This is a genomic window from Succinimonas amylolytica DSM 2873 (assembly GCF_000378405.1).
Lineage (GTDB): Bacteria > Pseudomonadota > Gammaproteobacteria > Enterobacterales > Succinivibrionaceae > Succinimonas > Succinimonas amylolytica.
This window is the reverse complement of sequence record NZ_KB899636.1, coordinates 94452-111834: the sequence shown is the minus strand read 5'-3', so window position 1 is coordinate 111834 and position 17383 is coordinate 94452. Positions and strand designations below refer to the sequence as shown.

Below are 17383 nucleotides of genomic sequence, written 5' to 3'. Positions count from 1 at the left end.
GGCGTTTTATGAAGTGATATAAGAAATTGTCTTTTCTGTCTCGTATTTTACCGGGGCGTAGGTTAAAATTGGGTATTTGATTTCTGAGACTGTTGCAGAAATGCGGCAGATACTGAATGCCTTCCGATCCGGCGGCACAGTTTACAGGGTTTACGCATGAATATAGATTATTTGGATTTCGAACAGCCTATTGCAGAGCTCCTGGCTCACATTGATGAACTTAAGCACGTAAGCAGCAATATCGGTGAAAGCGTTGATTTCTCGGACGAGATTGCATCTCTTGAGAAAAAGGCCGTGGAAATGACCAGAAAGACCTTTTCCGATCTGGGAGCCTGGCAGATCTCCCGCCTTTCGCGTCATCCGCTGCGGCCGTATACTCTTGACTACATCAAGGAAATATTTACGGATTATGAGGAGCTGCACGGAGACCGGGCCTATGCAGATGACAAGGCGATTATCGGCGGTATTGCCAGAATTGACGGCGAGCCGGTAATGCTGGTGGGACATCAGAAGGGCCGCAATGTTCAGACCAGAACCATGAGAAATTTTGGAATGCCGCGTCCCGAGGGTTACCGGAAGGCGTTGCGTCTTATGCAGATGGCCGAGAGATTCCGGTTGCCGATTATTACCTTTATTGATACTCCGGGCGCATATCCGGGGGTAGGTGCCGAGGAAAGAGGGCAGGCTGAAGCTATAGCCAGAAATCTAAAAGTTATGAGTGCTCTCAAAGTTCCTATTATCTGCACTGTTATTGGTGAAGGCGGTTCCGGCGGCGCATTGGCCATTGGGGTTGGAGATCGGGTGAACATGCTGCAGTATGCCACCTATTCTGTAATTTCTCCCGAAGGATGCGCCTCAATTCTCTGGAAGAGTGCGGACAAGGCACCTCTGGCTGCGGATGCCATGAATATTACCGCCAAGGATTTAAAAAGACTGAAGCTTATTGACAGCATTGTTGAAGAGCCTCTCGGCGGGGCGCACCGGGATTATCAGAAGATGGCCGAAAATCTTAAGAAGCAGCTTCTGAAGGATTTGAGCGAGCTTAAAAACGAATCTCCGGAATCTCTTCTGGAAAAGAGATATGACCGTATTATGAAATACGGCTACTGCTGATCCGTCATTTCTGACAATTCCGGCAGGGGTATGATGTCTGGCAGTGATGCTGCGGTTTTTTGGTGCCTCGAATGACGCTATGAACCGAAACTTTTTACTTTAGTCGGCTTTTTCTCCGGGGGGATTACCCCCTTTTTTGTCTTTCTTCTGAAGTCCCGGTTTAGTCCGGGATGTTTGTTTGTGGCTTTCTGTTTTTTTTTTTTCGCAATCAGCACGGTGTCGGTATTGTACGGCGAGGTCATTAGTATGCTGCCGGATGACAATGCCAAAGGGTTTTTAATCTCCATAAATATGTGAGCATGTATATCTGCGGGGAATTTTTGTGGAACACATAGTGTATAGTGTTGATGACCAGTTTTACGACCTGATGATATTACTGGGGCAGGGGCGGCAGATTTTGGAGTGGTTAAGAATAAAGGGCATCCCCTAGACAGCAAGCGGGATGCCCTTCGTTTTTGCACTAAATTTATATTAATTTAAGGCTAGTCGTATTGTCCATGCTCCAAAAAACGGTCATCCTGTTGGGGATGACCGAAAACACGGAATGAAAAACAAAGATAGGATCTTCGTTTCACAGGTACTAGTTTAGAACATTTAAACTGTAAAAAGTTCAAAATCTTAGAAAAAATTGTAAAAGACGGGCAGTTTTATTGAAAAATGTGAATTTGCACAAACAGAAAATAAAAAACCCATGCGGAAACCGCATGGGACAAAGAAGTATTATGAAGGAGACTAAACACGAAAACCGAAGTTTCTATACTTAATCTGTATGTTTAGAGTAGTCCTGCAGGGAAAAGTTCCAAAAAAATTGTAAAATTTTAAACAATTTTTGACAATGGCTAATTATAAGGAGTGCTACCCTGTTTTTTGGTAATTATATGCTTTTATTAGTATAAATTATACTATTCTTTTATCTGCAAAGATTTTTTCTGGTAACCGATAATCCCGGAAATAATGGCAGGGAGTGTTTTTGGGGACTGAGTTTCCGGGAAAGCGGTGCCGCGCAATGCCGGTAACCGGAAAAACGCCGAATGACTAACAATAAAAAACCCCTCGCTGCGGAGGGGTTTCCGAAAATAATCCTGACTTAACCTAAAGCCTTGATTTTCTTGCTCAGGTTAGACTTATGTCTGGCTGCCTTATTAATGTGGATCAGTCCCTTGGTTGCAGCACGGTCAAGAAGAACTTCCGCTCTTGCGAAAGCAACCTTTGCAGCCTCTTTGTCACCGGCCTTGCAAAGATTGATTACCTTCTTCACGGCAGTACGCATTTCAGAACGCTTAGCAACATTGTGAACACGATTTCTTTCAGCGATAACAACACGCTTCTTAGCAGACTTGATATTTGCCAAAGTAAACTCCTAAAACTTGATAGAAAATAAGTGCATTACAGATTTAACTAAAGTTTATCGTACCGAATCGGTATTGTCTTCCTATATAAGAACTCAGCAATCCGTATAAAACTGCGACTATGGTTACCGGTGTATAAAAGACAACCATGCCTGAAATCAGAAAAGCGCCGCGGAGTTTTTACTGACTCCCTTTCCTGAAATCCGGCAGTGAAAGCGGCACAAAGAGACACTTCCTTTCAGAAATTCATGCTGCCCTAGTTCCGGCATTAGTCCAATAAACCGGGGCGTATTTTATATCTTTATTTCCGGTTTGTCAGCAGGTGAAAACAAAATCTTTGTTTCCGCCAGTCGCAGTATTTCGGAAACGTCATCCGGTACAGGTGGATAAGGAGTCTCTCGGTGATTTTGGTTTCAGTTCCGGGAAGTGCCGGTAATTGAAGAATATGCCCCCCTGATATAAAATCTGTTTCTGTTTCAGTGATATTGATTGTCTTCAGACTGCGGAATTCCGGAATTTTTCGGGATGAATCTTCATAAAGATATTTTCCTTGTTCAGGACAGTTAGGACCGGCTGCATACTGGAATCATTCTGGTGTTGCGGCGTCACGGAGTTTAAGTTATGGCCAAGCTTTTCAGATCCGGTCTGGTTACGGCCGGAGCTACTTTTTTGTCCCGTATTCTCGGACTGGTACGGGATATTTTTATTGCGCACCTTTTGGGAGCCGGACTTTGCGCTGACGTATTCTTCTTTGCCAACAGAATTCCGAATTTTCTGAGACGTCTTTTTGCTGAAGGGGCGTTTAGCTCGGCGTTTGTTCCCATAATGACCGAATTTCAGGAACAGAAAACCGAGGCTGAGCAAAAGGAGCTTCTGTCATGCACTGTCGGTACTTTGGGGATTATAGTTTTTCTGGTTACAGTTCTGGGAATGGCAGGAAGTGCGGTTATCACAGCTCTGTTCGGGTGGGGCTGGTTCTGGGAATGGTATACCGGAGGTCCGGAGGCTGCAAAGTTTGTTCAGGCCTCCTTTCTTCTGAAAATAACCTTTCCGTATCTTTTCTTTATTACTTTGACAGCCGTGTCCGGAGCGGTTTTGAACACCTGTGGCCGGTTCCTGGTTCCTGCGGTAACCCCCTGTTTCTTAAATCTGGCTGTTATTGCCTGCTGTATTTTTCTGGCCCCGGAGGTTGAGGATCCCAATACCGCACTGGCAGTGGGAGTTCTTATCGGCGGTATTGTGCAGTTTTTATTTCAGTTTCCGTTTCTTTACCGGCTCGGTAAACTGGTCTGGCCGAAATGGGGCTGGAATCATGATGGTGTAAAAAGGATTAGAACCCTTATGATTCCGGCGCTGTTCGGGGTTTCCGTAAGTCAGCTGAATCTTCTTGTGAATACCATGCTGGCATCCTTTCTGGCAACCGGAGCCATTAGCTACCTCTACTATTCCGACAGACTGCTGGAGTTTCCCATCGGAATTTTCGCCGTGGCCATAAGCACAGTAATCCTTCCGGCTCTGTCCCGGGTGCAGGTTAACAATGATGCCGCGGGCTTCAGAAAAACCATGGACTGGGGGGTGAAGCTGGTGCTAACCCTGGGGATCCCGGCGATGCTGGGAATGATTGCGCTTAGGGAACCGATTCTCAGAGTTCTCTTCATGAGAGGCGAGTACGGAGTTGAAGCGGCAGAGCATTCGTCCTACAGTCTTATCGCCTCGGTTTCCGGTTTGTGGGCCATCATGCTGTCCCGGGTGCTGATTCCGGCCTATAATGCCCGGAAGGATACCAAGACCCCGGTGAAGTACGGGATTATCTCCATGATTTCCAATCTGTGCTTCAATCTGATTCTGGTGTGGCCGATAGAGCATTTCTGGGGGTATGGCTATATCGGCCTGGCTCTTTCCACTTCGCTGGCAGCTTTTGTGAACGCCTTCCTTCTTGTTAGAGGTCTTCGGCGAGGTAACGTCTATAGTCTGACCCGGCCTGTCATTTTGTATGTCGTCAAGGTGGTGCTTGGTTCCCTTATTATGTTTGCCGCCGTTACTGTTCTCAAGATGCAGGTGGCTATGGATGTTGCCGGCTGGGCGGATCTTCCGCTGTGGCAGGCCTTTATGTTCATGTCTGGGCTTATCCTTGCCGGTGGTCTGGTTTACGGAGCAGTCCTTTTAATTCTCGGGGTGCGTCCCCGGGAGCTTCGGGGGTAGCGGCGATATTTTGTTAAGCAGGTTACATTTTCTGATATAATTTACAGCTGTTTTAGTGTTCTGACGGTTTGAGAATGTTTCGGCTATGCTGCTTGTGAGAAGTTTAGGCCATTATCATTTCAGCAGGGATAAGGATAGTCCCCTGGAAAAGAATCCTGACATTGCTCTTACCATCGGGAATTTTGACGGCCTTCACGCAGGTCATCGTGCTGTTCTGGGGACGCTTGTCAGAGAGGCCCGGAAAAGAAATCTTAAGGCTGCTGTAATGTGTTTTGAACCGCAGCCAAAGGAGTTTTTCCAGAAGGAGACTCCCGCCAGACTGAGCCGCTTTCGGGATAAGTTTCAGGGGTTTCGGGATCTGGGGATAGAAATTATGTTCTGTCTGAGATTCAACAGCGAACTTGCCAGTGTGCCTCCCGGAGATTTTGTGTTTGAGATACTCCGGAACCGGATGCATGTAAGATATCTGTTGGTGGGGGATGATTTTCGGTTTGGCAGGTACGGCCTTGGAGACTATGCCTTTCTGAAGCAGAAAGGCCGGGAGGCCGGATTTGAAACTGAGAGCCTGAAAAGCTTTGAACGGCTTCATGACAGAGTAAGTTCCACTCTGGTAAGAAAATACCTGGAGGAGGGGAGGCTGGATCTGGCGAAGGTTCTCCTGGGAAGAGACTACGTTATTTCCGGAAAGGTCTGCCACGGTCAGGAGCTGGGAAGAACCATAAATTTTCCAACAGCCAACGTCAATCTTAAGAGACGGGTGGTGCCGGTGTCTGGGGTGTATGCAGTCAGAGCCATGCTTCCCGACGGTATCTGGAGAAACGGGATTGCCAATGTCGGTATCAGGCCTACGGTAGACGGAAAGGTGCCGCGTCTGGAGGTTTTTATTCTGGATTATAGCGGTGATCTGTACCGTCAGGAAATCAGGGTGGCTTTTTTGAAAAAACTCAGGGCTGAACGAAGATTTTCATCACTTATGGAACTGAAAAAGCAGATACAGCAGGATGAAGCGGTAGCCCGGGACTTTTTTGAAGGTGAATACCGCAGCAGCTAAAGGATTGGAAATCGTAAAGACGGGCCGGAAGGTGTCTTCTGACCTGAGATTTTGAATTATTGTCGGATGCCTTGTTCCGGGGTTGTTCCTGGAGAACTATGAGGCGTCTGGTTTGATGATTAAGTTGTAACCTAAACAAGGGACTTTATTGAGCTCATGACAGATTATAAAAATACTTTGAACCTGCCGGATACTCCCTTTCCTATGCGGGGAAATCTGGCTAAGCGTGAACCTGAAATGCTTGATGCGTGGTATCAGGATGATCTTTACGGACAGATCCGGGAAGCCAGAAGAGGCCGTAAGTCCTTTATTCTTCACGACGGGCCGCCCTATGCCAATGGAAATATTCATCTGGGGCATTCTGTAAACAAGATTCTCAAGGATATCATTATCAAGTTTAAGACCTTGTCAGGTTTTGATGCTCCCTATATTCCCGGCTGGGACTGCCACGGACTTCCTATAGAGCTTAAGGTTGAGGAAAAAGTGGGAAAACCCGGGCAGAAGGTTTCTGCCAGCGAATTCAGAGAGGAATGCCGCAAGTATGCCCGTTCCCAGATCTCTGCCCAGATGGCCGACTTTAAGCGCCTCGGAGTGCTGGGAGACTGGGATAATCCCTACCTCACCATGAATTTTGAGACCGAGGCCAATATTATTCGGGCCTTTGGAAAAGTTGCTGAAAACGGTCATCTGGTTAAGGGCTTTAAGCCGGTTCACTGGTGTATTGATTGTCGCAGCGCGCTGGCCGAGGCGGAGGTTGAATACAAGGACCTGAGCTCCTATGCCATTGACGTGCGCTTCCCGGCCTCTGATGCAGGGGCTGTGCTGGCAGCCTTCGGAACTGACCGGGGAGAAGGGCAGCTAAGTTCGGTAATCTGGACAACTACCCCCTGGACATTGCCGGCCAACCAGGCTATCTGCCTTAACAAGGATTTTACCTATCAGCTGATTCAGGTGAACGCGCCTGAAAAGGAACGTCTGGTTCTTGCAGCCAGTCTTGCAGAAACTGCTCTTGCCCGCTATGGGGTTAAGGATTATGAGGTTCTGGCAGAGACAAAGGGTGAAAAGCTTGAGCACCTTAAATTCCGCCATCCTTTCCTTAACCGTGAGGTTCCGGTGATTCTCGGTGCCCATGTAACTGACGACTCCGGTACTGGTGCTGTTCATACTGCTCCGGCTCACGGTCTTGACGACTATATGGTAGGTTCCCGCTACGGTCTTCCGGTGGATTGCCCGGTAGGACCTGATGGAAGGTTTTTGCCGGACGTGGAATTCTTTGCAGGTCTGAATGTATTCGATGCCAACAAGAATGTTATTGAGCTACTTAAGGAGAAGAACGTTCTTCTGGCCCTTAACAAGATTGATCACTCCTATCCGTGCTGCTGGAGACACAAGAGTCCGGTGATTTTCCGGGCTACACCTCAGTGGTTTATCAGCATGGATGATCATGGCCTTCGTCAGAAATCCCTGGAGGAAATCCAGCAGGTGAAGTGGGTGCCGTCCTGGGGACAGAACCGTATTGAAGCCATGGTTAAGAACCGTCCGGACTGGTGTATTTCCCGGCAGCGTACCTGGGGTGTTCCTATTGCCCTCTTTGTGGACAAGGATACCTCCCAGCTTCACCCGAGAACAAAGGAGCTTATTGAAGAAGTTGCCAAACGGGTAGAGAAGAGCGGTATTCAGGCCTGGTGGGATCTGGATCCGGCAGAGGTGCTTGCTCCGGAAGAGCGGGAGCGCTATGTAAAGGTTGGTGATACCCTTGATGTCTGGTTTGACTCCGGCTCTACCAGCTTTACGGTGGTGGATAAGAGAAGCGAATACAACGGTCAGAGTGCCGATATGTATCTTGAGGGCTCGGATCAGCATCGTGGATGGTTCATGTCATCACTCATGCTGAGCACGGCCATTAAGAACGAGGCTCCCTACAGAACCGTTCTCACCCACGGCTTTACTGTGGATGCTCAGGGCCGCAAGATGTCCAAATCCATTGGAAACGTGGTAAGTCCTCAGGAGGTAATCGCCAAGATGGGAGCTGATGTGCTCCGTCTTTGGGTGGCTTCTACTGACTATACCGGAGATATGACTGTTTCCGATGAAATCTTCAAGAGAAGTGCTGATGCCTATCGTCGCATCAGAAATACCACCCGGTTCCTTCTGGCCAACCTGAACGGTTTTGATCCTGATAAGAATTTGGTTCCTCTGGAGGAAATGGTAGCACTGGATCGCTGGGCTGTTGCCTGTGCCTTTGAATTCCAGAAGGAAATTATCAAGGCCTACGACTCTTTCGATTTCCATACCGTGGTTCAGAAGATCATGGAATTCTGTTCTGTGGAAATGGGCTCCTTCTATCTTGATATCATCAAGGACAGACAGTACACCGCCAAAGCCGACAGTCTGGCCAGGAGATCCTGTCAGAGCGCTCTTTATCATATTGCAGAGGCCCTGGTACGCTGGTTTGCGCCGGTACTCAGCTTCACGGCACAGGAAACCTGGAGTTTTATGCCGGGCAGAAGAACGAAGTATGTATTCACTTCCGAGTGGTATGACGGTCTGGCCCCGCTTTCTTCTGATGCTGTGTTCAATGACAGCTTCTGGCATGAGGTCAAGCAGGTACGGGACGAGGTATACAAGAAGCTGGAGGAGGCCAGAAACGATCGGGTTATCGGATCGCCGCTGGAGGCTGATGTGGTAATCTATGCCGATGAAGCCAGAAAGGGGATTCTGGATCGTCTGGAAAACGAGCTCATTTATGTTCTCATAGTATCTCACTGTGATGTTCGTCCCCTGACTGAAAAGACTGCCGCTGCAAAGGATGCCGATATTTCCGGTTTGGCTTTTGAGGTCAGGCACAGCTCTGCCCAGAAGTGTACCCGGTGCTGGCATTATGAGGATTCTGTAGGCACCATCGCCGGTCATGAAGATGTCTGTACCCGCTGTGTTACCAATATTGATGGTACAGGTGAGATTCGCAAGTTTGCCTGATATCCGGCATTTGGCCGAATACGCTCAGGAATAGTTTGAAGGGGCCGGTTTCATTCCGGCCTTTGTTTTATTTGTGGGGATAACGCTGATATGAGCTATTCTTTAAAGCAGTCCGGAATTGCTTACCTGCTGCTGACTGTCGTGGTGATTATTCTGGATTATGTATCCAAGACCTGGATTGTGGATAACCTGGCCCCCTACAGTGCGGAGGCGGCAATTTCTGTTATTGACGGTTTTTTCAGAATAATACATGTGCATAACCACGGTGCCGCATTTAGTTTTCTGGCCGACTACCCAGGCTGGCAGAAATGGCTGTTCGGGGGGATTGCTGTTCTGGTGAGTCTGTTTCTGGTTTACCTTATGGAAAAAACACCGCGAAGCCGCTGGTTTCTGAATTCGGGTTATGCTCTTGTTATTGGCGGGGCTATTGGCAATCTTTATGATCGTGTTTTTTATGGCTATGTCATCGATTTTCTGGATTTTTATGTTGGAACCCATCATTACCCGGCATTCAACATTGCTGATTGCGGGGTATGCACCGGAGTGGCGATGATTATAATCTGCGAAATTTTTGGAAAAAAGGATGCGGAGAGCCGGCAGAATACACAGGCGTAACGCAGGTTGAAGCATTGGGATGGTGTGTTGCCGCCGGTGGATTTATGAAGGAGTTATGATGTCTGACAGAAAGATTATTATTGCCGTACCCCACGGATTCTGCGCCGGAGTCAGCCGGGCCATTGAAACAGTGGAAAAGGTTCTGGAAAAATTTCCTTCCGAGACCGTTTATGTACTTCACGAGGTGGTTCACAATCAGCATGTGGTGGATGATCTCCGGCAAAAAGGAGTGGTGTTTACCGATTGTCTTGCCGATATTCCGGAAAACAGCATTGTGGTGTTTTCTGCTCACGGGGTGTCAGCGGATGTGGAGGAGCTGGCTAGGATGCGGAACCTTCGGGTGTATGATGCCACCTGCCCCATTGTGGATCGTGTCCACCGGAAGGTGCGGCGTCTTTCCTCCCAGGGCGAAGAAGTGATTATGATAGGCCATGCCGGGCATCAGGAGGTTGTAGGAACTCTGGGTCAGTATAACAGTGAAGCGGGAGGGATTTATCTTGTGGTTAATCATCATGATATTGAAAATCTTAAGGTAAAAAATCCTGCAAAGCTCAGCTTTGTAACCCAGACCACACTCAGCGTTGATGAAACCGCTGCTACCATCAGAGAGCTTCAGTCCTGTTTCCCGGGCATTCAGGGTCCCGGACTAAATGATATCTGCTATGCCACCCAGAACAGGCAGCGGGCAGTGAAGGAGCTTGCTAAAAAGGCAGATGTGGTGCTGGTTGTGGGATCCCGAAATTCATCCAATTCCAACCGGCTTCGGGAGGTGGCCGAGCATGAGGGAGCGAAGGCGTTTCTGATAAACGACTACACGGAACTTCTTCCGGAAATGATTACAGGATACCGGGTAATCGGCATAACCGGAGGGGCTTCGGCTCCGGAGTATCTCCTTAAGGATCTTGTCAGGGAGCTTCGTAATTTCGGGTACGAGGATATCGAGGAGCTTGGGGTTTCCACTGAAAAACAGAAGTTCCGGCTACCCGGAGATCTTTAGCCCCAAAGTTTACTAATCTGCGGGATTAGATACCGTGCTGGAATCTGTAAGCCCAGGCAAATTTTCCTCTGGAGGATTCCCTTGTTATATCGGGAACTGCAGAACCGCTATGCGTCCCTCCCCCTTTTTTAGGGGGAGTATCCGGTTCCATTCACTTATGCCACCATTTCTGATTATTATTAACATTGTTTAATATTCATAAGACCATTTTACCCCTTTTAATATTATAGTTATTAATAACACATTGAATTTCTCAAACAAGATTAATCCTGAATAGAGGGTTTTTCTAAAGTAATAATTATTATTTTATTTTTAAAGTTTTTTACAGTAATTATTGTTTATAAAAGCGAAAGTTCCAGCTTTAATCCTGTTATATTTGTTCTTTTGGCGTGAAATTGACATATATGAAAGATATTCACGCTTCATCTGCCAAAAGACTGAAGTCAGGCGGGCATAACATATGTTTTCGACAGTTGCAGTCATTTCTGTAGTTTCTATAGCTCATTTAGTTCCGTCATGTCATGCGTTCCTGGTGTTTTATCAGGGATAACTTACGTCGGGACAAGTACTGGATTTCTGGAATATTAGGTTTGGCATGAATTTGTTAACAGAATGTTAGATAAAAAACTGATCTTACGGAGATAGTTTTCATAAAAGGTGCGTATTTGAAAGCTTTATGTAACGTATGAGAGGCGGTGAGATTGCTTTAATTTCTCAGGTGTTTTTTTTCAAGTTGTGCGATTCTTAACAAAAATATAACCGGTACTTTCTAAAAACTCAAACATGACTGTGGTCTGGTGTAAAATTACTAGACTAAGTTGCAGGATTTTGTCCTGGCTGGGTGCTCGCGTCCCGATTTTAGAGTATCTTGCCGGAAAGTCTTGGTGCTTCGGAGGTGTGTCGCCCCGGAATACAACTGCGACAAATAAGCGGATTTTACGAAGCAGAGGTTTGTTTTGAGCTTCGTAAAATGGGACACAGATAAATTCAATTAATGTTTGTCAATGGAGACAAAGATGATCAGATTATCAAAGCTTTCGCGTAATATTGCCCTGGCAATGCTCACCGGAGGGGTTATAGGCGTATCTTCGCTGGCTTACGGTCTTTCCGCTGATGAGGAAAATGTTATCAGAAATGGTCAGGTTGCCAACAAGCCCATGAATTTGTCAGGGATGGTGCCTCCGGCGGTAATGCTGGTTCTTGGCCGTGAACACAATCTTTTTGTCGAGGCGTATGACGACGCATCCGATATTGACGGGGACGGTCGTCTCGATACCATGTATGATCCCTCGATCACCTATGAGGGATTGTTTGATCCGAAGTTATGCTATGAATTTAAACAGGGAACCAGTTCGCTGAATAATGCCCCTGCAAGAGATGGTGATCTGTTCGGATACTGGCTTCCGGTGGCCGAGGCTAGTTTGAGCAGTCCCGTGACGCTTACTGACCTGTGGCTTCCCGCAGATAAAGATCCTTTTGGCCGTGGCCAGTCGCGCAAGGTGCCGGTGTGTGAGGGGTCTACACACTGGCTTGGTAATTTCCTCAATTATGTAACAACATCGCGAATCGATGCCATAAGGAAGATTCTGTACGGGGGAACCCGCCTTACCGATACCGCTCTGACAAGTAAAGACTCCAAGTTTGTCACCTACAGTGGGACGTCCAAAGACGGAAAAGCGTATAAAGCAACACTTTTAAAGCATTCCCGTGTGCTGCGCGACGGTCATTCCTGGGGTAAGGTGCTGGGTGATGCCATGTATGGCGGCAAGCTTAAGGCTTCTCAGTTTACCGGACTTCCCAGTACTTCAGAAAATGGGGCATATTTTTTTGCGGTTACCTCGTATGACAGTCAGGATTCGAGTGGTCCGGGACAGCCCCATGTGATGAGAATCGTCAAGATTGATAATGCCGGTATGCCCATGGTAGAAAACAGTTCTGCCAAGATGAATATCTGGGACTGGGTCAGCCGTCAGACGAAGAGTAATAAAGAGGGCGGTGCTGCGAGCTCGAGCTCGAAGTTTGGTTCCTGTAGCGGGGATAACTGGAGCAGTTTCCCTACAGGGGTTAGTTTGCCAAAAGTTAAATGGGATGACTGTTCCGGCGGCAAAATGAGGGAAGTGGACCTTGTGGTTGTTGCCTGTACTCCGGATTTTCATTCCAGCTCTGACTGTAAGGACTACTCATCGGATCGTGATAACCCTGAATGGCAGCCGGTGGGCTTGCTGCAGCAATACGGAGAGGGCAGTAAGCCGCGTATAAACTTTGGTCTTATAACGGGGAGCTGGACCAATAATCTGGGACTGGGAACTCTTAGAGCCAATATCGGCGATTTTACCAAGGAAGTGTATGTATCTTCAGCTCCTGAAGGAGGCAGAGTCGGCGATTTTGATCTAAAGGCCGTAGGCTGTAAGGAGGGGGTAAACTGCGGTTTTATAAAGGCAATAGACAATATGAATATTGCCATGAAAAACCATGGTTCCAATGATGGTTCGGGTGATTATACAGACTGTCACCGAAATTTTGAAAAAAATGACAGTATCCAAAGAATTGCCAAGATGACGAACGGAAAATGTAAGGACTGGGGTAATCCGGTTGCAAAACTGCTGTATTCCTCAGTGCTTTATTTCCGGAATAAGACTTTGCCGGCAAAGAATGATGTAATGACATCATGGAATGGTGAAGTTACGCTGAATATCGGATATGCGGAACAGAAGGATCCGTACACTTTGACTGACTGGTGTGCTAAACCTGTTACTCTGCTCATTGCAGATGAAAACGTGTCCTTTGATTACAACAATGTGTGGGGGGGCGCTGATCCGTTTAAGGTTTCCGGGACTGATGATAACACTAACGTTGCCAATGCATTGTCGACTGTTTCTACAAAAGGGTTTAAGTCTGGTAAATACATTGTTGGCGGTAATTATACCAATGAATATGACGACTACTATTATATCCCTTCTCTGAAGGAGATTAGTTCTCTTGGGGACATTGAGGGTATTGCTCCGGCGGCAGCCTATAGCCATGGCAGTTATAATGTTGCGGGTGTGGCATATTACTTTGGTGCCAATACCATGCGGACGGTTAATGTGCCAAATTCAACAGATGCAAAGCAACATTCGCTACAGACATATGTTGTGGCAATGAAGCCTAATCTTCCGGAGATAAATCTTCATACAGAGGATGGACGGCAGATTACTATTCTTCCGTTTGCAAAGACTTTCGGAGATACTGAATCTTCGACAAAGTGCTATACTTCTGTGAAGAATGAAAAAGGGCAGTGGGTAAGTGATAAATTAAGCAGGGTAGAGCACTATCTTAACAAAGACAAGATGAAGCAGGTCCGGCAGTGTCATTCCACTAATCAGATAGCTGACTTCTATGTTGAGAAGATTGCTGATAAATCAGGTGTTTTCCGTATCAATTATGAGGATTTCCAGTACGGTTCCGATTACGATATGGACTGGGTTGTAGAGTACGACTATGAGGTTATGAAAGGAACTGACGGGGAGTATTATGTCAGAATTGTAACCAGACATGTAGATGGCGACCCCTATGCACCGCAGCATGCCGGATATCTGATTACCGGTGTTGAGCATGAAGGTGTTTATGTTGATCTGGCAAAGTCCACAGCGAATTCACATCCTGATGAAATTTATCAGTTCTATGATCTCGATACCATCATCAATGATTCCAATATCATTAATTGTGCTAAGGGGCTGAAATATACCAGTAAAGAAGATTTTTACAATGATTCTAGCTGTCGCTTTACTAATGGAGGATTTAAGACAAAGAATGACTATAAATTAAACGGTGTAGCATTGAGTGCCAGCAATATTGCTCAGTATTATCAGTATATTACAGAGCTCGATGGCTATGAAACCGATAAATTTGGAACAGTCAATCTTTATTATTCAAACCGTCTCCAGATTGCTGATGCGATGAATAAAGTTCTTGCGAAAACTAATGATAGTGATTGTCCAAGAGCAGATCAGATACCGTACGACCGTGCTGGTATCACTCCGCGTTGCTTCGAAGGCTCGAAGTCGATAAAGCGTCTTTTCGGTGACTCTGTCAGGAAGAATTACGGACTCGCTGCAAGTCGCGTCTTCAAGGTTTCCAAGACCACTAATAATTACTGGCTGAAGTCTCCTTTGTGGTATGCCGCAAGATTTGGTCTCGGACCGGTTTCTGAAACGGTAGATCCCAATAGTGATACTCCTAATAATTACTATGAAGTTACCAATATGACCAAATTGCGGGACGGTATGGCAAAGATGTTAAATAACATTAATAAATTTGCTCATTCCGGTTCCGGATTCCAGCCGGCTGCGACCTCTAAAACAAAGACGGGCGATTTAATATATCCGACGATGTACGACCCTTCGATTTGGAAAGGTGATGTTGTTACAGCCAAGGTTAGCAATTCAGGCGGCTATGATTTTTCCGAATACAGTGGTGCAAAGAAGGCCAGTGATGGATTTAATGATGTATCTGCAGATCCTGCCAACAGATTTGTATTTACCTATGATATGACTGTTGCCGATAAAGCCGATAGAGTTCGGAGATTTTACTCTGGAATTGATAACACTACCGACGGAATGATTGAAGATGGAGCCTTCCATTATCTTACCTGTAATATTATTCAGCAGATTCTTAAGGAAGGTACCTGTACTGACGGTGTCTATTCTCAGGACAATACTGATTCCAGGCGTTTTATGAATCAGTTTGTCAGATGGGTTCTTGGTGATCACAGCTATGAAGGCCTGGATATTTCCCAGAATGCCAGCAAGAGACTCGTTTTGAATGGAGGTGGCAAGGGATCACAGGGTACCCCGCTGAGAGAAAGACGTGATGCTGACGGAAAATCTTTCGTACTGGCTGATATTATCAATTCGAATGCGGTTTATTTTTCGGATGTCATAAATACTACAGCAGAAGACGGAACCACCACTGCCGAAACGAAAGGTTTCATTGTAGTAGGTGCCAATGATGGTATGCTTCATTTCATTAATGCTCAGGACATGAAGCCGGTTCTTTCTTATATTCCGTCAGCCGCCTGGGGAGAACTGAAGCAGCTTAGCAGACAGGATTACGATCACTTCCCTTTTGTTGACAGTACACCTAAAATTTATAGTCGTAAAGGTCATACTTATGTCTACGGTACCTTCGGGTTGGGACTTAAGGGAGCGTATCTCCTTGATGTTACGGGAATTCATACTTTTGCGTCCAAGAATGATGAAGATAAGCTGACTTTTGCTAGAGATATGCTGAAGTGGGAGCTTACAGATAAAACTCTTATTCCTGGTGCGGGATTCTATGCTGGTTCCAGCTATGTAGGGAAGTACAGGGATGCGCCGACCCTTATTAACGCAGGAGGTAATGAGAATAATGATAAGAATGTGCCTTATCTGCTGTTTACCAGCGGTCTCGATTATTCCGGTGTGCCTGGGGTGTTCATTGTAGATATGCTGGGAGAAAATGGCTTTGTTGATCCGACCGATCCCGGTGCATCTATAGGCGGCAGTACCAAGAAATGCTATGCTTCTCTGGAATCCGGTGAGTTTAATAAGGAGATTACGGCAGAAACAGCAGCGGATTACAAGCTTCCGTGTGTGGTTGCTGCTACCTCGTTGGACGAGATTCAGAAGGCAAATAAAGTTGATATAACGAATGCCTTCAGTGATCCCTGGGGATTAGGAAGGAGACCTGCTTATACTGCGGCCAAAGTAATTAATCTGGTCGGCGATGATGCAGATTCTATTGGTTTTTACTTTGCTGATACCTTTGGTTATGTCTGGAAGCATACTCTCGGTACCAGTATTACTGGCTATGTTGACCGTCCTTACAACTGGTTCAAGTGCAAGACTGGGAATTCTGCCTGTTCGGGAGATACTAACACTCCGAAGGTGATTTTCATTGCACAGGATAAATACAAGAAGAATCAGCCTATAACCGCAGTTCCGGTGATGGGATACTATGGCGGTGACGGTATTGGCATCATTGTTGGAACCGGTTCTTACATGTATTCCTATGATTCTGATGATGTTTCGAAGACCTACAATGATGCGCAGTCCCTGTATATGTTCAGAGACGCTGGTTCTGTTACGGTTGCTGATGATGCGTTTACAGGAAGATGTGAAGATCAGAACGGGCAGCACTGTCTTAAGCCTTTGACGGTCACTAAACAGACAGAAACCAATTATCGTCAGTTTAATTTGCCTAACCTGAATGCGTATCAGCAGGCAGGAAATTATGGCTGGTATGTTGATCTGAATCCTTATGATCCGGTAACCGGACAGGGGCCGATTTATCATTCTGGTGAAAGAATCAGCACAAACATGTTAGTTCTTGACAATACAGTGATTGTTACACCTAATATCCCGATAGTGGGCGATCTTTGTTCCGCCAGTGGCAGATCATCAATGATTACCATAGATTATATCAATGGTGTTGGTTCCACGGATCGTGAGATTAAAGCTTTGGTAAATAAGCTGAGTGTAACAATTCACTATAATAATTCTGAAAAAAAGAGTGTATCTGTGCATGCCGGTCTGGACAATGCGGAAGGTAACGAAGAAGGTAAAGACGGTATGGGATCTGTTGATAAGCCTCATCCTTTCCAGGAGACCAAGAATTCTTCCTGGATGAAGCTGTACTAATTTCGTTCCGGTTTAGTAGTCTGATATTTAAGGTGTCTCGAGAGGGGCACCTTTTTTTGTGTGGCTGGTTATGTATCAGCTGGATGAAATCCCAAACATGTCCGGAGGGACAGTACTTATGTAATGTTCCCCTGATAATCCGGATGTTAAGTGAATTTTTGGTCATCAGGAATCAGGTGTGATTACCAGAGGATGGTGCGGAATACCGGTTACGTCATCAAGTGAGATAATGGCGTCATACGTGATTTTGATCCTGTTTTAGAGTAAAATAGCACCGGATTTTTGAGGCACTGTTCGAATCATCGTATCGATCAGGTCCTTTTCTGAAAACAGGGAGCAGCGGCAGAAGGGAATTAGCGGAATCCCTAAAATTCCCTTCTGGGCTCTCCGGTTCTGACTGAGAATATAGAAGACTACC

General features: G+C 46.3%; 8 protein-coding genes. 7 read left to right on the top strand and 1 reads right to left on the bottom strand.

What is annotated here, in order from left to right; all coding sequences use genetic code 11:
- Positions 1-156: 156 nt before the first annotated feature.
- Positions 157-1113 carry an acetyl-CoA carboxylase carboxyl transferase subunit alpha gene (gene accA / locus F557_RS0100545; RefSeq protein WP_019000318.1) on the top strand — a complete coding sequence of 319 codons (957 nt, stop codon included), beginning with the start codon at positions 157-159 and terminating at the stop codon, positions 1111-1113.
- Positions 1114-2200: 1087 nt separating this feature from the next.
- On the opposite strand, the gene rpsT is transcribed toward accA, so the two are convergent.
- The gene (gene rpsT, locus F557_RS0100535) at positions 2201-2464 is read right to left on the bottom strand and encodes a 30S ribosomal protein S20 (protein WP_019000316.1); all 264 of its coding nucleotides are present in this window, start codon (positions 2462-2464) and stop codon (positions 2201-2203) included.
- 619 nt (positions 2465-3083) lie between these two features.
- Between rpsT and murJ the strand changes: the two genes are divergently transcribed.
- From murJ to F557_RS0100500, 6 genes are all read left to right on the top strand, one after another.
- Positions 3084-4664, top strand: a complete 1581-nt coding sequence (gene murJ / locus F557_RS0100525) for a murein biosynthesis integral membrane protein MurJ (RefSeq protein WP_019000315.1) — start codon at positions 3084-3086, stop codon at positions 4662-4664.
- Between the two features lie 85 nt (positions 4665-4749).
- The gene (ribF, locus tag F557_RS0100520) at positions 4750-5715 is read left to right on the top strand and encodes a bifunctional riboflavin kinase/FAD synthetase (RefSeq protein ID WP_019000314.1); all 966 of its coding nucleotides are present in this window, start codon (positions 4750-4752) and stop codon (positions 5713-5715) included.
- Positions 5716-5871: 156 nt separating this feature from the next.
- Complete coding sequence (gene ileS / locus F557_RS0100515) at positions 5872-8694, top strand: isoleucine--tRNA ligase (protein ID WP_019000313.1); 2823 nt, start codon at positions 5872-5874, stop codon at positions 8692-8694.
- Positions 8695-8784: 90 nt separating this feature from the next.
- Positions 8785-9309 carry a signal peptidase II gene (gene lspA, locus F557_RS0100510; protein ID WP_019000312.1) on the top strand — a complete coding sequence of 175 codons (525 nt, stop codon included), beginning with the start codon at positions 8785-8787 and terminating at the stop codon, positions 9307-9309.
- A gap of 58 nt (positions 9310-9367) precedes the next feature.
- The gene (ispH, locus tag F557_RS0100505) at positions 9368-10306 is read left to right on the top strand and encodes a 4-hydroxy-3-methylbut-2-enyl diphosphate reductase (protein ID WP_019000311.1); all 939 of its coding nucleotides are present in this window, start codon (positions 9368-9370) and stop codon (positions 10304-10306) included.
- Positions 10307-11322: 1016 nt separating this feature from the next.
- Positions 11323-16965: a pilus assembly protein gene (locus F557_RS0100500; protein WP_019000310.1), complete on the top strand. Its 5643-nt coding sequence runs from the start codon at positions 11323-11325 to the stop codon at positions 16963-16965.
- The last annotated feature ends 418 nt before the right edge of the window (positions 16966-17383 follow it).